Source organism: Phormidesmis sp. 146-12, assembly GCF_052939495.1.
Genome location: NZ_JBJPHS010000105.1, coordinates 1 through 19,983, shown reverse-complemented (window position 1 = coordinate 19,983; position 19,983 = coordinate 1). Strand labels below are relative to the sequence as shown.

The 19,983-nt window shown below is 47.8% G+C and carries 16 protein-coding genes; 5 read left to right on the top strand and 11 right to left on the bottom strand.

What is annotated here, in order from left to right; all coding sequences use genetic code 11:
- Positions 1–1,514: plasmid replication protein, CyRepA1 family (locus tag ACKFKF_RS28405; RefSeq protein WP_446870732.1), on the top strand; the 1,514-nt coding region annotated here is incomplete at its 5' end.
- Between the two features lie 77 nt (positions 1,515–1,591).
- Positions 1,592–2,368, top strand: coding sequence for a tryptophan-rich sensory protein (locus ACKFKF_RS28400; RefSeq protein WP_446870731.1), 777 nt, complete (start codon positions 1,592–1,594; stop codon positions 2,366–2,368).
- A 267-nt stretch (positions 2,369–2,635) separates the two neighbouring features.
- Here the strand turns inward: ACKFKF_RS28400 and ACKFKF_RS28395 are convergent, their stop codons facing one another.
- The 4 genes from ACKFKF_RS28395 to ACKFKF_RS28380 all read right to left on the bottom strand — a co-directional run bounded on the left by ACKFKF_RS28395 (position 2,636) and on the right by ACKFKF_RS28380 (position 7,842).
- The gene (locus ACKFKF_RS28395; RefSeq protein WP_446870730.1) at positions 2,636–4,798 is read right to left on the bottom strand and encodes a GumC family protein; all 2,163 of its coding nucleotides are present in this window, start codon (positions 4,796–4,798) and stop codon (positions 2,636–2,638) included.
- 63 nt (positions 4,799–4,861) lie between these two features.
- A complete protein-coding gene (locus tag ACKFKF_RS28390) occupies positions 4,862–6,064 on the bottom strand; it encodes a glycosyltransferase (RefSeq protein ID WP_446870729.1) in 1,203 nt (400 codons plus the stop codon).
- A gap of 392 nt (positions 6,065–6,456) precedes the next feature.
- Complete coding sequence (locus ACKFKF_RS28385) at positions 6,457–6,657, bottom strand: hypothetical protein (RefSeq protein WP_446861713.1); 201 nt, start codon at positions 6,655–6,657, stop codon at positions 6,457–6,459.
- A 219-nt stretch (positions 6,658–6,876) separates the two neighbouring features.
- Positions 6,877–7,842 (bottom strand): M48 family metallopeptidase, encoded by a 966-nt coding sequence (locus tag ACKFKF_RS28380; protein WP_446870728.1) that lies wholly within the window; start codon positions 7,840–7,842, stop codon positions 6,877–6,879.
- Positions 7,843–7,940: 98 nt separating this feature from the next.
- Between ACKFKF_RS28380 and ACKFKF_RS28375 the strand changes: the two genes are divergently transcribed.
- On the top strand, positions 7,941–8,381 hold the full coding sequence (locus tag ACKFKF_RS28375) for a hypothetical protein (RefSeq protein WP_446870727.1): 441 nt from the start codon (positions 7,941–7,943) through the stop codon (positions 8,379–8,381).
- Between the two features lie 164 nt (positions 8,382–8,545).
- The gene (locus ACKFKF_RS28370) at positions 8,546–9,031 is read left to right on the top strand and encodes a single-stranded DNA-binding protein (RefSeq protein ID WP_446870726.1); all 486 of its coding nucleotides are present in this window, start codon (positions 8,546–8,548) and stop codon (positions 9,029–9,031) included.
- A gap of 292 nt (positions 9,032–9,323) precedes the next feature.
- On the opposite strand, the gene ACKFKF_RS28365 is transcribed toward ACKFKF_RS28370, so the two are convergent.
- The 7 genes from ACKFKF_RS28365 to ACKFKF_RS28335 all read right to left on the bottom strand — a co-directional run bounded on the left by ACKFKF_RS28365 (position 9,324) and on the right by ACKFKF_RS28335 (position 18,757).
- On the bottom strand, positions 9,324–10,814 hold the full coding sequence (locus ACKFKF_RS28365; RefSeq protein ID WP_446870724.1) for an adenylate/guanylate cyclase domain-containing protein: 1,491 nt from the start codon (positions 10,812–10,814) through the stop codon (positions 9,324–9,326).
- A 7-nt stretch (positions 10,815–10,821) separates the two neighbouring features.
- Complete coding sequence (gene cheB, locus ACKFKF_RS28360) at positions 10,822–11,814, bottom strand: chemotaxis-specific protein-glutamate methyltransferase CheB (protein WP_446870722.1); 993 nt, start codon at positions 11,812–11,814, stop codon at positions 10,822–10,824.
- Complete coding sequence (locus ACKFKF_RS28355; RefSeq protein ID WP_446870721.1) at positions 11,811–14,645, bottom strand: hybrid sensor histidine kinase/response regulator; 2,835 nt, start codon at positions 14,643–14,645, stop codon at positions 11,811–11,813. Before ACKFKF_RS28355 ends, cheB begins: the two co-directional genes overlap by 4 nt.
- Positions 14,645–15,319 carry a chemotaxis protein CheW gene (locus tag ACKFKF_RS28350; protein ID WP_446870720.1) on the bottom strand — a complete coding sequence of 225 codons (675 nt, stop codon included), beginning with the start codon at positions 15,317–15,319 and terminating at the stop codon, positions 14,645–14,647. Before ACKFKF_RS28350 ends, ACKFKF_RS28355 begins: the two co-directional genes overlap by 1 nt.
- Positions 15,320–15,323: 4 nt before the next feature.
- The gene (locus ACKFKF_RS28345) at positions 15,324–16,964 is read right to left on the bottom strand and encodes a methyl-accepting chemotaxis protein (protein ID WP_446870718.1); all 1,641 of its coding nucleotides are present in this window, start codon (positions 16,962–16,964) and stop codon (positions 15,324–15,326) included.
- Between the two features lie 154 nt (positions 16,965–17,118).
- On the bottom strand, positions 17,119–18,273 hold the full coding sequence (locus ACKFKF_RS28340) for a CheR family methyltransferase (RefSeq protein ID WP_446870717.1): 1,155 nt from the start codon (positions 18,271–18,273) through the stop codon (positions 17,119–17,121).
- 16 nt (positions 18,274–18,289) lie between these two features.
- Positions 18,290–18,757, bottom strand: coding sequence for a chemotaxis protein CheW (locus ACKFKF_RS28335; protein ID WP_446870715.1), 468 nt, complete (start codon positions 18,755–18,757; stop codon positions 18,290–18,292).
- A gap of 408 nt (positions 18,758–19,165) precedes the next feature.
- Here ACKFKF_RS28335 and ACKFKF_RS28330 point away from each other — a divergent pair.
- Positions 19,166–19,983 (top strand): SulP family inorganic anion transporter (locus ACKFKF_RS28330; RefSeq protein WP_446870713.1); only part of this gene is annotated, 818 nt, incomplete at its 3' end.

The following is a 19,983-nucleotide window of genomic DNA, read 5'->3' as shown; positions in this document are numbered from 1 at the left end:
TCGAAACGGGTGCTGTATTTGTCTGTTTGGATTCGCAAAAAGTTAAGGGGAAATGGAGTTCTAAGAACCTCGAAACTTATTTGCAGAGCCGTTTTCCAAACAAGCGAATTCTCAGGATTGACAGCGAAAGTGTGGCTGATCCTGACCATGCTGCTTACCGAATTGTTGATCGCCTTAACGAAATTTTGCCCAGCTACGACATTGTATTGAGTACACCGACGATCGGAACGGGGGTGTCGATCGACATTCGCGGCCACTTTAAAGCGGTGTTTGGCATTTTTCAGGGCGTGACTCCTGATTCTGAATCTCGGCAAGCCTTGGCACGAGTGCGCGAATCAGTGCCTCGGTATGTGTGGGCGGCGTATTTTAGTCCGAGCAAGATTGGTAACGGAAGCTGTCACTATCGAGAAGTTGCCCAGTCGATGACCAAAGCCGTTAAGTACAACATTTCTTTGCTCAAAGATGTCGATTTTGATCTCGATGAACAAAGCGATCCGATCTCACTTCGCACCTGGGCAAAAATGGCGGCCCGTGTCAACGCTTCGCTCTGGAGCTATCGCAAAGAATTGCGGAATGGTTTATTAATGGAGGGACATCAAGTGACGGTTGTAACCGACGATGTTGCAAAACTGTTTGGACAAACCTTTGTCACAGGAGAAATGCTCAGATCGTTAGCGGACGGCAGCTTGCAGATTTCTGGATTTGAATTTTTGGGCTGGCGACACGACGCAGAAGGCACCGATCGCGTCATTCAATCGATCGCCCAAATCAGAACGCAAAATCAAAAAGCGGAAGCGATCGCCATCTCCGCGTCACCAGAACTTAGCGCTGCTGAATACGATGAACTCAAGGATCAATCTGCACAAACGACACGCAAGCGACATAGCAAACGCAAACACGAACTACAACGGCGTTATCCAATTGAAATTACCCCAGAATTAAAACTCAAAGATGACGAAGGATGGTACTCTCAACTTCGCTTACATTACTACCTGAGTTATGATCCTGAATTCGTCAAACTACACGACATGCAAGAGCTTCAGGGACACCTTGATCGTGGGGATGGTAAGATTTCAGTTCAAGATCTCCGATTGCTAACGGCGCAGGTAGAAGCATTACGATCGCTCAAGATTTTAGACTTTCTCAGACCTAATGAAAAGATTCGTGCTAGCGATTCTGAAGTGCAGCATGTGGTCTCATTTGCGACGCAATACAAAGAAGATATCAAAACGCTGTTCAATATCACGATTACCGAGAAGTTAGCGCCGATGGCGATCGTGCAGGCATTGCTTGGAAAGATTGGTTTGAAGCTTACTTGTACAGGTCGAGATCAAGCGGCCGATGGGCGACGGGGGGGAGTGCGCGTTTACAAATACTATCCGCCAACGGACGATCGAGAAACTATCTTTGCCGAATGGGAAAAACGCGATATCTCTACGCTGCAAACCTTGATGGAAGTGACAGGCTGTGACTCATTTTCGGAGATGGATGATTGGATGCAACTGTCTGCCTGATCGCAACCTGGAATTGGATAGAGGACTCCTGATTGCGTTCCCACTATCCTGTAGGTATCTGACTCAAAGGAAACGGTATGCAGCGCTCTGATTCTCAAGATAAACTTCTGGCAGTTTTGACGATCGTGGCGATTTTGGGTGCGATCATCATTAACGGCATCTCTAATTTCTTCCCGATTAATGGGCTGAGTATTGGAGCGATCGCTAATACGATTTTTGCCAATGTTTTGATCACGCCAGCTAACTATGCCTTTGCAATTTGGGGTTTGATCTACACTGGGTTGATTGCGTTTGGCGTGTATCAACTGTCTGTAAACCGCCGTAATCATCCTCTGATTCAAAAAGTAAGGCTGCCGATTATTTGGGCTTCTGTTTTTCAGAGTATCTGGGTGTTTCAGTTCCAGTTACGCAACTATTGGCTATCGGTTGCGTTTATGGTAGGAATTCTGATTAGCTTGATCGTCGCTTTCTTGTCGATTCAGCAACATCAGGATTCTCTCTCTCGTTCAGAAAAATGGTATGTTCAGATTCCCTTTAGCGTCTATTTTGGGTGGATTAGCGTAGCGACGATCGTCAATGTTGCGTCTGCACTTTATGCCATCGATTGGGATGGAGGGGGAATTGCTCCGGCTGTGTGGACAGTGGTCATGGCGGTGATCGCAACTGTAATCTCAGCGGTGATCACGATTCGATACCGTGACATTGCCTTTAGCGGCGTAATTATTTGGGCATTGGTGGCGATCGCTATTCGTCAAAGCAGCCAAGTTGGAATCATGATCTCAATGATTGGACTGGCGATCGTCCTGGCATTAATCATGCTATTCACACAGGTCAAAAACCAAAAGCGGCACTAGAGAAATTCGGCGTTGCTGATTGGAAGGATGAATCTGTGAGAAGTGTCCATCTTTTCGCCCCCTAAATCCCCCAAAATGGGGGACTTTGAACATCGGGTTTCTCTCCGCTTTGGGGCAATTCATCCCCTGATTCAGCAACGCCAGAAATCCTAAGAAATCCTAATGAGAGTTGTCCAAAAAATCTCAGTTGAGTGATGCAATCTAACGAATTAAACTCAGAAAGTCACATAACTTTGGATTGCTCAAACTGATTGATTCAAACTACAGTCACACGGTAGTAGCACTTCGATAGTAAGCATTGCTTGTGTTTTGGGCCCCGTTTGCCACAATGCCAATGACATTCAGACGACTCATCGCCGCCGCCGCTTGAGTGACTTCGTTGCGAGAGACTTGACCAATTCGCCCGACAAACAACGCCCCATCACAAAAAGAAGCCGCCAGCATCGCATCCACAATTCCCAACGCGGGGGGCGAATCGACAATCACCAGATCGTAAGACTGCTCAAACATCAACATCAACTCACGCATCCGTCTTGAACTGAGCAACTTGACGGGATCAGTGGGCGCAGGGCCCGCCGTTAAAACAGAAATTGAAAGATCGCTATAAGTGCTGGCGGGTTGAATCGCATTTTGGCTCAGGGCCCGATCGCTCGACAACAAATTAGAAAGCCCCTGTTCATTAGGCAATTCAAGCTGTTTGTGCAATCCCGGACGGCGCAGGTCGGCATCAATTAACAACACTCGCTGGTGCAGCCGAGCAGCACTGATAGCTAACCCTAACGCGATCGTTGATTTTCCTTCTCCTGCTAATGCTGACGTGATTACAATCGACTTGAGAGGACTGGCGATCGTCAATAGCTGAATGTTTTTGTATATCAAATCCAACGATTCGCGGAACGGTGCCCAATGAATCACTTCTAACGGCGAAGGCGCAAGAGAAGGCGATTTCTGGAAAGGTGCAATCTCGTTCAAAGGCACTTCTGGCACCAGTCCCAATAGTGGAAACGCCACCTGTTTTTTGAGATCCTCTGAGGTACGAACAGCATCATCCGCCGCATCTCGTAAAAAGGCCGCCACACTGCCCAACATCAAGCCCGCAACCGATCCCAGTAGTAGATTACGTAACCAACTTGGGCCAGTTTTTCTACCTAATTGAGGTGGCTCAACCAGTTGCCAATCAAAGCCACCGCGGGCGATTTCTAGCCCTAATTCTTGTCTCGCTTTGAGAAGTTGCTGTAGGGTTTCACGATTGACTAACACATTAGGCTGGAGGCGATTGTATTCTGCCAGTAGACTGGGGAAGCGTTTTAACTCAGCCCGAAGTTGAGCTTCATTATCAGTCAAACTGCGATCGCGCGCTTGGGCAGCCACCAAATTTACCTGAGCCTCGACTAGAGAACTGGCAAACTTCAAGTCATTTTCTCCAAGCTGTCCGGCGGCGACTAATCCATCGGCTGAAGGTGCAAGGGCAGCAGTTTGAGGGCCGAGAATACGCTGAACTTCTTGCCGCAAAAGGGCTAGTTGTTTTTGTCGCTGATCGATGACCTGTTGCACAAAGGGCGCTTTGTCTTTGAATCGCGTTCGCTCTTTAACAATAGCAATCTCAGATTTTTGAATCTCATTTAACAAGGACTGATAGCGAGGTGACTGGCTGAGTCGGGCAGCAATGGCGGCTTGTTGGGGCGATCGAGCAAGCTGTTGTTGAAGTGCTCCATAGCGGGCTTGCAGATCTTTCAGGTCGGCTCGATTTAATCGCTGGTCTTTTTGCAGAGAACTCAACGCTTCTACCAGTGATTTAGATTGCAGTTCGGGATCAATTAAATCTTGCTTTTTGCGAAACTTTTCTAGTTCTGCTTCTGCTGTATTGACTCGCGCTTCTACTTGTGGAATTTGATCATTAATAAATGACAATCCCTTGGTGAGCCGCAGCTTTTGTTGTTCTAAATTGTACTGTTGATAAACCTGTTGAATCGCCTGTAATACGTCCTGTGTCTTTTGGCGATCGCTGTCGATATAAACAATTTCAAAAATACTGGTTCCAATTTTGTCGTTGCCCTTTTGTTCTAAAACCTGACTGACCGTTAGATTATTTTTTAACTGATCAACCTCGATATCTCTGTAGCGTGGCTCTAGCTGATCGACCGCTCGTTGTAAAAGCTGCGACGATCGCATTAGATTTAACTGGGTCGCGTTGTCAATTTCGACATTGGAATCGGCAAATGAAGGCGTTCCGGTTGTGCCTGTGTCAGTTTTACGGCTGCGATAGTTTGACTCGATCATCAACTGCATCGAACTGCGATAAGTCGATTTAGAAAACAGCGTAAAAACTCCTGATATCAGTACGGTCGCTCCCAAGATTCCGATTACCCACCAGCGCCGCCGAACTAAGACCGCCAGCAGTTGTCCATAGCCTGGATCAGGTTCGGACATCAATAAGTGTGAATTGCTCTCAGCCACGCCTCGGAACTCCTTTCATTAAAAAAACAGGGATTGCTAATCACCAAAAACGCCTTGAATCACACGATCGACCGACTCAAAAAACACTGGCTCTGAAAAGTGGCTCAACGCATGTTCACGAATGTTGCGATAGTTCCAGGCGATCGTACGAGCGTTTAACAGAGCAGCATGAAGGGCTTCGGGGGTTTGTGATTTAAAGAAGACCCCAGTCGTACCGGGCACTTGAGTATCGAGCACGCCTCCTGCTCCATAGGCGATGACGGGCGTTCCACTGGCGTTGGCTTCGATCGGGACTAACCCATAATCTTCTAGCGCTGTGACAATCACCGATCGCGACTTAGCCATTAGTTGTTTGCGCGTTGCGTCTGTGACATGACCCAAAAATTGAATGTTATTCATGGCGCGGGCTTGCAGTGTCTCCCGTTCGGGCCCGTCTCCGGTGATCAGCAGTGACCAACCAAGCCAGTTAAAGGCTTCGACAATCACATCAATGCGTTTGTAGCTCAACAGTCGAGCCGATGCAAGATAGAAGTCTTCTTTCTGATCTGAGAAGGTAAATTGATTGCTATCGATCGGGTAGTTGATCACCAAAGCAGGTTTGCCGTAGACTTTATTGATTCGACGCGCAACGATACTAGAGTTGGCAATATATAAATCAGGTTCTTGAGAATAGCGCAAATCTGCCTGACGCATCCACTGAAACACGCCTTCTAGCAAGGGATAAAAGCGCTGATAGGCTGTGTATTCTCGCAAATAGGTTTTGGTATCCCAGAGAAATCGGGTCACATTGTGACAAAAACAAACATGTTTGGCATCTGGACGTTTTCTCACCCCTTTGGCAAACGTGGTACTACTGCTGATAATCAAATCATATTCGCGCAGATCCAGCGATCGAAAGGCTGAATAATACAAGGGCGCGAGCAGCTTAAAATATCGGGACGCATTCGGAACTTTTTGTAAATAAGTTGTGTGAACGACACGATCGCCTAAATCGATCGAATGCTGGGGATCATACAAAGACGTAAACACATCTGCGTCGGGATAACGCTTACAAAGCAGTTCAAAAACGCGCTCTGCACCACCGCGCTGGGTCAAATAGTCATGGACGAGGGCTACTTTCATGACTCCATTGGAAATAAAAACAGTGGCTTTAACAGAGCCAAAATAGGCAGGGGGCAACCGAGACGATCGCTGCAAGACAAAGGACTTTAGATGCCGCAAAATCTGTAGGCTGCTCAAACGTCTGTCGATCGACCTTGTTGTCTAACGCTAAACTGGCAGCCAATCTCACAAGCTTTTGACCTGGACTATTGAAACAGCCACTTAAAACAATTTCGACAAAGCAACGAGACACTTGTCATGGGCAATCCCAATTTCTTAGTACTACAAAACCTGTAAAGGCTTGAGACTCAAGCAATACTTGAACAATGTGTCTAAAGTCCAGCGTTCAAAGTCCTTTACCCAATCTGTAGCAATCAAAAAGTAATCAGGTATCAAGCGCTATTTTCGTCTGTGATCACACCACAATCACTCGGTTAAAAAATAACGATTCATCGCCATACTCTAATTTCGACAGGCTTCGCGTTCATCTTCCGATCGACGGAGATTTTAGAGAGCAGCTTTCTGCGGTTCTAATCCTCTTCTAAAGCATCGCTTCGCAGATCACCTGGCTCATTTAACATTTGGGGAGTCACAGCCGGGTTTTCGACAATTTCTCTGGCATCGCCGACAAATCCTCCCGCGTAGACGAGATCCTGGGGGTTGACGGTTTCTGGGACTGGTTTCTCTTGATGGTTGGGGGCAGGCGGTTTAGAGGTAGGTTCGCTACTCATTAACGGTCTCCAAAACATAGATGACACGAACCAGAGTAGAAGAACGATCGCCCCACATCACCCCTCCACAGTAGGAAATAGTCTTTACAATACAGGTGTAGAAAGGTACAAAACCGAAAAGAGAAATCATCAACAAGCCACCGCTTGAAGTTCCGATTCCTCTTTCATGTTCTATAACTGCTCCAACATTGAATTCAGGTTCAAACCTTCTCGACCGCGCTAGTTTTTCTTGAGGCGATCGATTTCTTTTTGGAGTTCTTCGATTTGGCGGCGGAGTTCTTCGGCTTCTGGGTTGTTGGCAGGATCGACGGGAACTTCGACTGATCCTTCTGCCCCGGCGCGGGGATAGTTGCCCTGACGAATTTGCTGAAAAGCTGACGAAACTGACCATTCTTGGAGATGGCGCACTCGCTCAACGGTAAACGGATGGGTGAGAAAAATGCCGTCAGAGACATTGTTGTAGAGCATGAATTTGTAGGCCTGATTGAGACCGTCTTGATCAAGCGCCTGGTAGCGATCGCTCTGACGAATAAATTCATCTACGCTAACTTCATTGGCATATTTGCTGCTGCCGCCGGACAGTTTCATCATGGTTTGCAGCACGGGTCTGAGATCGTCCATCACTAATAGGGCGGCGCGATCGGCAGATAGTTCTGCTTTGCGTGACCATTCATAAAAAGCTAAGAGTAAACCTGTACTGATTAGACTGCTCAAACCAAAGGTCATGTCTGCGAGTCCCGACAAAGCCATGCTCACCCAGATGCCCATTTGTGTCAGCGTCGTGTGACCACATTTAAGATGTCCGAGTTCGTGGGCGAGTACCGATCGCAGTTCGACTTCGCTCAAGAGATCCAGAAGTCCGGTATTGAGCACCACACAAGGACGCTCTTGCCCTAGGGCGTAAGCATTCACCAAAGGCGCTTGTGACACAAATAGAGTTGGCTCTGGATGAATGTCTAAATCGCGCAGACACTCGCGAAAAATCTGGTAAACGCTGGCGTATTGGCGCGGGCCGACCTCAATGCTGTTGCCCATCAGATAGACAAATCGCGGCCGCTCGTAGACAAACTCGACAAATTTGCGAGCCACCAGATCAAACCCAGGGACACTGCGGAGCGCCTGTTCTGCTTGACTATCGAGAGGATGCCGGAAGGCGCTGCTAGAAATTCCGATGTAGGTGGGCATAAGATCAGCGTTAGTTTCGCAAATTTTGTAATGTATTTGTCTGTTTTGAGCCGGAGGGTCGCCCTTATAATAGCGGAGTCGTTTCTTCGTACAAGACCATGCTCAAGCTCCGTGTGTCTTTGGCGATTGTTCTTTCCACTACTATTTTAGGCGGCGTTTTGCTGAGTGCCCCTGTCAACGCCTGCTCTCACACTGCCAATTCGACAGGATTTGGCTCCAAAGATAAGTCGTCTGCTCCGTTTGGCAGGTCTGCTGAACCAGGTCGATCGACTCCTTCTAATCCATCCAGCAACACGATTCAAGCAAACCTCAATTCGTTTGGGTCACCCACTGATCTAAAAATTGCGGGAGCAGGACTGTTGGCGATCGCGGGATTTCTAGGGTTGGGACTGGTGCAAAAAGCGCGTCGTAAGCCAGACACTAAGCTGGATGGGATGTTGACAAAGCACCCAGAGTTTGAACACCCTGAACTGATGCTGACAGATATTCCGAGAGAAGGCTGCGCCTCTGAAAAATCAGAAGCCTTTTCTGTTCGTTAAAGTTTGCGGTTGGTTGTAGCGCTCAAGTTTCCTTGTACCCGGAAAAGTTGCCCTCTGGCAGTGATGTTGGGGGGTTTTTGTTGGCGGGTTTTGATTCGTCGATCGACCACTTAAAATAGAGTAGGGAGAAGGGATTTTGTTTCACACTTCACCTGTTCTGATTTATGAATAATTGCATCTTGATGGCCGAAATCATTCAAGACCCTCAACTTCGCTATACGTCGGACAACCAGACTCCGATCGCTGAGATGCGCGTGCAAATTGCGGGGCTGCGTCCGGATGAGCCACCTGCAACGCTCAAGGTCGTCGGCTGGGGCAATCTGGCACAAGAGATTCAGACAAATTATCACGAAGGCGATCGGGTGATTATCGAAGGTCGCCTGGGAATGAATACGGTCGATCGTCCGGAGGGCTTTAAGGAAAAGACGGCTGAGATGACGGTGCAGCGAATTCACAGTCTGGTTGGGGTTGAGATTGGGTCGTCTTTTAGTGCAGAAATGGGCACTACCACAAAGCCTGCTGGGGTGGCTCCGACGACTCCACCTGCTTCGACTCCACCTGCTTCGACTCCTAGAGCGACGACGAAAGCTAAAGTTCCGGCGGCTCCTGCTCCGATCGATCAGCCAGAGTTGGATGATATTCCGTTTTAAGGAGAATTGATGGCTTTGAAGGTTGGGCGGAGTCGTTGTTAAAGTTTTTAGTCCAGGATCTAAGGCCTAAAGCTGGTTGACTGACGAAAGCCTTAAAACTCTCATTTGTCAGGCTGGCGAATGCTGTTAGCTTCACAAGTGCTTTCGGCAACGCGCCTATCAGAACGAACTCTGCCTCCGCAGACTAAACTTATTCAAGGTTTTATTGATTCGCGAAGGCAGATTTTGTTTTGTTAGTTGCGATTTTAACCACCAAGCAAAAAGTTTTGTCAGTTAACCAGGGTCTAAAGTCTTATTTTTCGCTGAATGTCCAGGCTTCGTTCCAGTTTTCGGGGATGCCTTGTTCGAGTAGTTGATGGATGCGATCGAGGTATAAGCTTGCAGTCTGGTCGGCGGGATTGAAAGCTAACACTTGCTCAAAATTGGATTTTGCATCGTCTAAAGCGCCCTTTCGATAACAGTCGATGCCTTGCTCAAAGGGGACTTGTGTTTGTCGTTTGAGATGTTGGACTTCCCTGGTTTCAGCGTCTAGGACTTCGTAGATGGCGATCGGCTCGCTGCGACCTTTGACGATGACGCGATCGAGAAATCGGGTTTGATAGCGATCGGAGTTGCTGAGATGGTCGAGGGTTTGCCCTGAGATCACCATCGAAACGCCGTAAAATCGGGTAAGTCCTTCTAGACGAGAGGTGAGGTTGACGGTATCCGAAAAGGCATCGCCTTGAATTCGATTGTCTTCGCCGACCATGCCTAACATCATGTGGCCGACGTGGATACCGATGCCAACTTGGATGGGCTGATCGCCTCGATTTTGGCGCTGTTCGTTGTATTCCTGGACGCGATGCTGTTTGGCAACTCCGGCAGCTACGGCATCATCGGCCCCTTCGGGAAAAACAGCCATCATGCCATCACCGAGAAATTTGACGATAATCCCGTAGTGATTGCGAATTTCGGGACTGACGCGCTTGAGGTAGGCGTTGACAAAGTTGAAATTTTCCTGCGGGGTCATGGTTTCTGAAATGGTGGTGAACGATCGAATGTCACTAAACATCACCGCCATTGTTTTGCTGACATAATCGCCGAGTTGCACATCGGTTACAGTTTCTTTGCGTAAAAATCGCAGATATTCGGTTGGAAAAAATCGCGCAAAGGATTGATTGAGCCGTTTTAATTCTTGCTCACGAGTGTTGATGGTTTTGACCATTTGAGTGAAGGTTTTGGCCAGTTGTCCGAGTTCGTCAGGGCGATCGCTCACATCACTCAAACTCTCCAGTTGAAAGGCATTTTGTTCGACTGCGACGGCTGCTTTGGTGAGCTTATCGACTTGTTGAATGTAGAGGGCTTGTCGCTCATTTTCTTGACGCAGCAGGGATTCGGCTTCTTGGCGCTTGAGTAGATTGTTGTAGGCTCTGGAATGGTAGCGAATCCGGGCGACTAGCTCGACGCGATCGGGCAGTTTCACTAAATAATCATTTGCGCCAAGTTCAAACGCTTGGGCTTTGATCAGCGGGTCTTCTTTACTCGACAGGACAATCAGCGGCACATCGTAAGTGGGGGCATCGTGCGATCGCAAAAACTGCACCAGCAGCAAGCCGTCGATCTGAGGCATGACCAGATCCTGCAAAATTACAGTGGGACGGCATTTTTGGGCGACGGCGATCGTTTGTAGAGGATTGTCGCAATAGTGAAACACAATGTCATTTTCTGGAGCCAGCATTCGCTGCACCGCTTCGCTAATGATCGCTTGATCGTCAATTAAAAGAACGGTAATCGGATCACTCATAGAAACGTCAACGCGAATAGGAACGAGATAGAGTCGTTGCGATCGCTTCAGGCGTTAGGATATCGACAGCAGCCTTTAGCTCGATCGCCGCTTTGGGCATTCCATAAACTACACAGCTTTCTTTATTTTGAGCAATGGTGTACCAGCCTCGCTGTCTCAAAGCACTCAATCCGGTGGCTCCGTCGCGTCCCATTCCGGTCAGTAAAATGGCAGTGCCTTTGGTTGTCCAGTAGCGCGCCACGCTGTTAAAAAACACATCGATCGAGGGACGATAGGGATATTCAACGGGATATTGGGTGTAAGTCAGCGTTCCGTTAGACTGCAAACATAAATGATCGTTGGTGCAGGCGACGAGGATAGTCCCTCTTTCGGGACGATCGCCCGCTATTGCTTTTTTGACCGGGAGCGGCGTTTCGTGACTCAGCCAATCGATCAAACCAACCGCGAACTGTGCGTCTACATGTTGCACAATCACGATCGCGGCGGCAAGATTTATTGGCAAGCGAGACAAAATTGTAGCGAGGGCTTTGGGCCCACCTGTTGAGGCTCCGATCGCAATCAAAGCGGAAGTCGATCGTACCTGAGAAGAAATGGGCGCAAAATCAGATTTGTCGATCAGCTTCTCGATTGTGGCAATTTTATGTAGGAGTGTCTGAGCGGCTTCGGGGGGTTCTTGGCTGCCCAAAATTGGCGTATTCACCGCATCGAGTGCGCCCTGTCCCATCGCCTCAAACACTTTGGCGGAGCTTTGTTGCACATTGGCAGTCACAATCAGAATGGCACAGGGCGATCGCTGCATAATTTGACGAGTCGCTTCCACGCCATCCATTTCAGGCATGATCAGATCCATCAAAATCAAGTCAGGACGGTCTTTGGCGCATTGAGCCACCGCTTCTATTCCTGTTTTGGCAATCCAAGCGATCTGATGTGGAGCCTTTAACAAAACTCGCCGCAGCGCTTCGATCGCGATCACCGTATCGTTAACAATTGCGATTCTCATGATGGTTGTCCGATCAGATCGACGACTGCTTGAATCAAGGTATCGTCATGAAAACTACTCTTGGTTAAATAGTAATCTGCTCCGGCATCTAATCCTTGAAGCCGATCGTCTTCGCGATCTCGATAAGAAACGACAATCACGGGAATCGATCGCAGTCGAGAATGGGCTTTGATTTGTTTGATTAGCTCGATTCCATTCATTCTAGGCATATCAATATCGCTGATGACTAGATTGTAAGTGTGACTGCGAACTGCATTCCAGCCTTCCATGCCATCGACGGCAACATCGACTTGATAACCCCGATTTTCGAGTAGTTTGCGTTCAACTTCGCGCACGGTAATAGAGTCATCGACAACTAGAATTTTTTTGCGTCCAACGGTTGTGGTCTTTTGGCGAGGGGTGACTTGTCCCGCTTCGAGCAGAATGTTGGTCGATCGCACTAAATCAGAAACATCCAAAATCAAGACTAGCGATCCGTCACCCATCAAAGCGGCTGCGCTGACATCTTGCACTTTTCCTAATCGAGCATCGAGCGGACGAACGACTAGTTCTTGTTCTCCGAGACAGCGATCGACGATCAATCCATAAGTCGCTGACTGTTGGCTGATCAGGACGACCCACAGTGTATTAGAAGGAGCAATCGCAGGTAAATTGAGAACTTGAGCTAGGGACACTAAGCCGACGTTTTTATCATTGAAGGTGAAGTATTGACGGTTTTCGGCAACGGAGATTGAAGTGCGATCGAGTTCTACAATGCAATCAATCCGAGACAAGGGAAACGCATAGGATTCGCCAGCAATCTCGACGAGCAGCGTCCGCACAACTGAGAGCGTCAAGGGGAGTTGAAAATGAAAGCTAGTTCCCTTTCCGGGATGAGAAGTCGCCCGAACCGTTCCGCCCACTTCTTGAGCCATTGTTTTGGCAATATCTAATCCGACTCCGCGCCCAGACAGTTCCGTGACTTGTTTGGACAATGAAAACCCTGGTAAAAACAGAAACTCCATCAGTTCTGCATCGCTCATCTGACGGGCAACTTCTGGCGGGGCAAGATTGCGACGAATCACCTGCTGACGAATTTGATGCGGATCAATCCCTCTGCCATCGTCAGACACCGTAATTGCCAACAAACCGCCCCGATGGAAGGCTTCGAGTTGAATAGTGCCTTCGGGAGGCTTTTGGGCTGAGATCCGATCTTCGGGTGATTCTAATCCGTGGTCGATCGCATTCCGTAAAATATGAGTTAGGGGCGCTTCTAGCTGTTTGAGAATGTCGCGATCGACCACTGTGGACTCGCCCAAGACATTGAGTTTTACTTGTTTGCCAAGCTGACGAGCCAGGTCGCGCACCATACGAGGAAAGCCCTGCACCCCATCGACAAAGGGCCGCATCTGCGATCGAATCACTTCGCGATAGAGGCGATCAGACAAGTTATCAGTGCGACGAATATAGTCTTCGAGTTCTCCAATGCGATTGTTTAATAGGTTTCGACAGTCTTGTTCTTGACGGCGAGAGCGATCGAGCAACGGTTCATTAACGTCGTCGTTTAAAGTCTTTTGTTGAAGTGCTTCGAGGGTTTTAGACAAGGCAGCTTGACGCGATTTTAATTGTAGGAGCGAGTCTGCAAAAGGTTGTAGCCAGTTTGCTGCAATCATCGATTCTCCAGCGAGTCCGACAATCCGATTCAGGTTTTCTGCACTTACCCGCACGACGCGATCGCGCACCGCATTGTTATCGTCGGACTGATCGGACTGTTCTAGAACATGGGGAGTAGTAGAATTGTCGTTGTCTAAGCGGGGCGATTGTAGAACATTGGATTGTGAAACGTTGGATTGTGAAACATTGGATTGTAGAACATTGAGAGTAGTCGGAACAGCTTCGATTTGTTGAACTTCGACCTGCTGAACTTCGACCTGCTGAACAATGGGCGTATATTGAACTTCGGTAGCATTAAGCGCTGATCGAACGGCTGCAAATTCAGCGTTGTGTTGTTCGAGCCATTGAGGAAGTTGGGCTTCGGGCGTTTGACTGAGAGTTTGCAGCAAATCAACTCCGCGAAACAGGATATCAATCTGATCGGGCGTTAGCGTCAAGGCTTGACTCTGAGCCGCTACAAAACAATCTTCCATATCGTGTGCCAACTCAACGGCAGCATTCAGACCCACAATCCGAGCCGCCCCCTTAATCGAATGGGCAGACCGCATCAGAGCTTCGAGTTCTTGAGTCGCATCAGGTTGAGCCTCGATCGCAATCAAACCATTGTTCAATCGAGTGGCTTGTTCTTCTACTTCTTGCCGAAACAACTCCATCAAGGACGCATCACTGAGAATGGGCGCAACTCCTTGCGGGTAACTCGAAGAACTTGCTGGCTCAGGCTGAGGTTCACTAGTAGCTGTACTAGGCGGCGGCAGGATTGTAGAAGCTGGAAAAGGTTGTTCAACCGGATGAGGTAGATTGAGTTCGATCGCACTTTGAGCGCGCACAAAATCTTCGGTGTGTCGAAATAGCCATTGAGTCATCTCAGCATCCTCAACCCGGCTAACTTCCTCTAACAAACTGCTGGCATATAGTAGAGAATCCAACTTTGCAGAATTTAATTGCATTGAATGATTTTGGGCTGCAATCAAACTAGCTCTCATGGTTTCGGCTAAGTGAGCAACTATATCGAGTTCGACCAAGTAGGCTGCTGCTGCGATCGTGTGTAGTGCCCTGATCACAACATCAAGTTGACTGTTTGTCGGGTGTTGTTTGAGTGCAGTTAGACCCTGTTTTAGACCTTCAACTTGAGTCTTTGTTTCTTGACGAAACACATCGCGCATTGAATAATCGCCCATCACACTAGCCCCCGATCGAGCCGATCAATTAACCGTTCGGCATCCAGATAGCTTACAGGTTGATTGTTCCATTCCAAAATGCCCTGAGTGTAAGTGTTGGCTCTGGTAATCACGATCGGCGCTTCTCGAATCTCACTTAAGGGAGCGCGATAAATTCCCTCTACTTCTGCAATTGGAAACACCCACTTGCGATGGTCAACGCCGACAACGAGCATTCGTTCTGCATCAGGACGGACTTCACTCGCTGCCTCTAAGCCCAAAAACTGCCGCAAAGAGGCACATAGTAGAATCTCACCTCGAATGCTCACCAGCCCCAAAAAAACCTCATTGCTTCGATGGGGCAGCGTATGAATAGCAGTCGGATGAATGACTTCCTGGAGCAATCGCACCGAAAAAGCAAACCGCTCCTCACCCAGCCGAAACACAATCAGCGACAGCGTTTCTTCATTAGACTTGAGACGATCGACCGTCGATTCAGCCGCAATTGTTTGAGTAGATTGAGCAATGTCTGCGATCGCAACCTCCCGTTCAAGTAAGCTGCGTCCAGCCGTCGAATACACCGAACAGTTGCGACAATGTAAAACGGTGGCTAGTCGATCGCACGATCGGTCACCTTCCACACCCATGTGATTCCAACAGTCGATCGTGCTTGTTGAATCCTGTGGAACCATCATCACACTACACCTTAAATTGAGAAATTTCACGCTGTAAGCCTTGTGCAGCATCGTCCAACTGAGTCAGGGCGTAATTGGTTTCCTGAAGTGATTGAACTGTCTGCTGAGAGGCTTCACTGAGTTGAGCGATCGCGGTACTAATTTGTTCTGCGCCTCGATATTGCTCATCCATACTTTGGCTAACTACCTCAAACCGGGGCGCTAACCCTTGAACATCGGTGATAAAGTTGGCGATCTGAGTGCTGACAGTGCCTACTTCTTCAACATATTGACCCACCTCTTGACGAAATTTGTCTACCTCCATGACGCTAGTAGAAACAGATGACTGCATATCTTTAACCATCTGCTCAATTTCTAACGTGGATACGGCAGATTGATCCGCTAATCGGCGAATTTCTCGCGCTACAACTGCAAATCCGGCTCCATATTCTCCAGCTTTCTCGGCTTCGATCGCCGCATTCAGTGAAAGTAAATTAGTCTGAGCCGCCACTTTCGTAATGGTTGTCACCACGTTGTTAATGTTATTCGCCTTGTCGTTCATTATGTTTAACTTTGATGAGATCGAATTAGTTGAATACACTAATCGCTGCATTGCAGATTGGATTTTATCTAGATTCGTTTGACTGTTGGAAGCACTGAGGGTCGTGTTTTGTGCCGTTTTTGCCACATCATCCATCGACTTGGCTAAATCTCCTGAAGTCATGGCAATTTGTCGAGCGGTTGCATTCACTTCATTCATAGAGGCAAACTGTTCGTTAACCGTCGCTTCTAGTTGTCGCCCGGCGGCAGCGATTTGTGTTGTAGAGGTACTAATTTGGATGCCCGATCGCTGTGCTTGAGCAATTAAAGCATTCAGGCTATTTGTCATGTTTTGAAACGCGGTGAGCAGTTGTCCGATTTCAGTGTCATCTTGATGCGCGGTGACCCCTTGCGGGTAACTCGAAGAGATCGATTGTGTCAAATCTCCATCTGCGACCTGTTGCGCTACTTTAGAAACCCGATCAATTGGTCGAGTAATCTGACGGTTCAAAATCACGCCAATTAACGTCAGCAGCACAATTCCTACAGGAATGCCGTAAAGCAAGCTATTCAAAGTTCGACGAGCCGAATTGTCTGCGGACTGGGATCGCGTTCGTAATAACCCTTGTTCTTCTGCTTTCATCCGGCCGGTCAGATCGCGAATTTGATCCATTAATTGCTTGCCCTGTCCCGATCGCACGACTTGCAAAGCAGCATTGCTACCTCTCGTTTGTCGCAGTTGAATAGTCGTCTCTAGTTCGGATAGTTTTTGGGTAATCACAGGCTCCAGTGTTTGAAGATAGGCCTGCTGATTAGGGTTGTCTTTAATCAATGCTCGAATGCTTTGGAGCCGATTTTGAATGTTCGATCGAGCCTGATTGTAGGGAGCCAAATAGCGAGTTTCATTGGTCAACAAATAGCCCCGCTGTCCGGTTTCGGCATCTCTGACCATCGACAAAATTGCTTCTAGCTCACTCAACACCTGATAAGTATGTTCTTCTTGACGAGCGGCTGATATAAGCTCCTGAGTTCCGCGAAAGGCAACTAGCCCGATCGTTGCAAAAACGGTCAAGCCCAATGCAAATCCGACTCCAATTTTAGTTCCAATATTCCAGCGATTTAACATTCACCAACCTGCTCACCAAAATTGAATTCTAGGATATCGTTCTTTTTCAAAAAATAAATCCATCGTAAGGCAGCAGATCACGCTAAATTCTCATTTCAGACCCCGCTTTAACCAAATAAACTCTTGTCTCTCAATTAAAATAAATACTACAAGATTATGTATTAAGAATTCGTTGGATTCTTGCCCTCAAAAGTATTGCCGTTGACGTATCTCCCTGTTGTTCTTTTAACAAGGCTAAATGAATGAGTGCTTCATAGAAACTTGAATTTAAATACAACGCTCTTTGAAACGATCGCTCTGCTCGTTCCAGGTCATTGAGTTCTTGATAGATCTCACCTAACAAAAGGTGGGCGTGAGCATTGCTGCGATCGTGGCTTAAACAAGCTTCGGCAAGATTAGCAGCCTCAATCAGTTGTCCGCGATCGGCGAGTCGTTTTGCTTGATCAAGCGCTGAAATAGGCGGCGGGACTGGCAGTTTTGCAGCGGGTTGCAGGGCAGTGTTTGGGGTCGGCTTTTCACTAATTTGGGCAGGTTGAAACGTGGCTAGATTTTGTTTTTGATAGGCAAAGGCAGACGGATAACGCATCGACACATAGGATTTTGCAGTAATTTGAGAAGTCTCGGCAGCACCTACAAACAATAACCCTGACTGCATCAAAGCTCGGTCTAAGTGTTCAAGAACTTGATTTCGGGCAGTTTGATCGAGATAAATTAGCAAATTTCGACAAAAGACAATGTGATACTGATGTAGCAATAAGGCAGAATCGAAAAGATTTCCTTGTCTAAAACGAACGGTCTCTCGCACCCACGATCGCACTTCAACTCCGTCTTTAACTGCTTGAAAATAGCGCTGATTGATAGAATACTCGCCTCGAAAAGATTTTTTAGAATAAGTCGCGCGGTTTGCTTTTTGTAAGGCTTGTTGGCTAATGTCGATCGCATCAATCTGAAACTGAGCGGCTGTGAGGCCTGATTCAAACAGGGTGATCGCGATCGAGTAAGGTTCTTCTCCAGTCGAGCAGGGCACTGATAAAACTCGTAATAAGGGCCGCTTTCCTAAAGTTTGAACAAGTTGAGTTTTAACAAACTGACTGAGACAAACAAAAGGCGCTTGGTCGCGAAAAAACCACGTTTCTGGCACTACTACTGCTTCGATCAAGGCTTCAACTTCCTGGGGCGAGGTCTGTAAACGATACCAATAAGCCGTTAGATCGGACAATCCACACAGGGTTCGGCGCTGGTTGATTGATCGAGCGATCGTGTTTGACCCGATACTTGCGGCATCCAATCCAATCTTTTGCCTCAGCATCGTTTCAATTTTAGTTTCAATGCTGGTTTGTGACATTAGCTTGTGCGTTCTCTCCAGCAATCAAAAAGGTGCGTTGAACTTCAGAAATAAGTGTTTCCCAATGAAATCGTTGAATCATTCTATTTCCATTGATCAAAATTTCACCCAAATAGGGCGCATGATGAAGCGGCTCGATCGGGCTAAGTTCCGTATCCGCCTGAGACAACGTTTCTGTGACTCGTTCGGCTAACAATCCCAGCAGACGATCGCGCTGATCTTTGACCATCATGATTCGGGTACTGTAACGCGATCGACAGGGCGTATCGACTATCAAGCTGCTTAGATCGATCACAGGCACGATCGAGCCGCGATAATTAAACACACCTGCCACATGGGAAGGCACCCGATCCAGCTTTCTCAAAGTGACGATCGCAATCACCTCGATCACTTGAGCACTGTCGATCGCGTACAGGTTTTCCCCAGCTTGAAACAGCAGCATGAGCATTGTTTTTACCGCCTTTAGAATCGTTCTGAACCTAGGCGGTTTTGAACTGATTTGAAACCTATCTTAGGACTGAAATTTAGAGAAATTACTTCCATAAACTTCTATCACTGAATCCAATTCTACTTGCTAATGCTAACCCTTCTCGAAGCTGCACTCTTTTGATGCCCTCTAACCTCCCTTAAGATCCATGCACTTCACAAAAAGCTGGAGTGAGCTTCAAAAATCAAGTCCAAAATTCTACTCGCTGTTTTGCAAACAATTTGGTTCACCGTTACCAATGTTTATATCTAAAGAAGGATTTTGTTGTCATCAGCATGATTCAGAAGTAGATTTTGCGGTACGGTATGGATGTACTCGTTACTACTAGCAGCGTTTTCAGCAAGTTACAGTCAGCCAACCACTCTAATCGTGACTACTACCGGACGTTCTAAACACAGCGAAAATCGATTGTTTTTGAACATGGTTGCGGGTGGGACAATGGGACTCCTGACCGTAGTCGCGAGCGCCTCGTTTGGGACGGTAATTTTTTCGGGCGATCTGGCGAATGCACTCCCGTTTGGTCTGGGATTGTTGCTGTTTAGCTCAATGATTATTAGCGCGATCGTTGCTTCATTAAGTTCTTATCCCAGCGTCGTTGCCACCGTTTCAGATACCTCGATTCCCGTGTTGGGTCTGGTCGCTCGTCAGATTGTAGATTTGATGCCGGGTGCGTCGATCGAAGCCAAGTTGTTGACGGTGGGGGCGGCGATTGTATTGAATTCGGTCGTGGGTGGCGCGGTGTTGATGGCGCTGGGTCAGTTCAAATTGGGGGGCTTGATTCGCTTTATTCCTTACCCAGTTGTAGGCGGTTTTCTGGCGGGGACAGGCGTTTTACTGATGCAGGGTGCTTTTAATTCGCTCAATGGCGTGGATTATGACCATCTGACGTTTTCTATGTTTTTGCAGCCCACTGTGTTGTTTCAGTGGTTGCCAGCGATTTTATTTGCGACGGCGATGTTTCTATTGCCCAGGTTTGTTGAGCATTTTCTACTACTTCCTGGGATTATTGCAGTTGCGATCGCGCTCTTCTACCTCGGACTGGCTCTCACAGGAACCACGATCGAACAGGCTAATGCTCAACAATGGCTACTGGGTACAATTCCCTCTGGTCAACTGTTTCGCTTCAACACAATTTCGACGATTCAATCGGCAAACTGGGGCGTTGTCTTTCAGCAGATTCCCAGTCT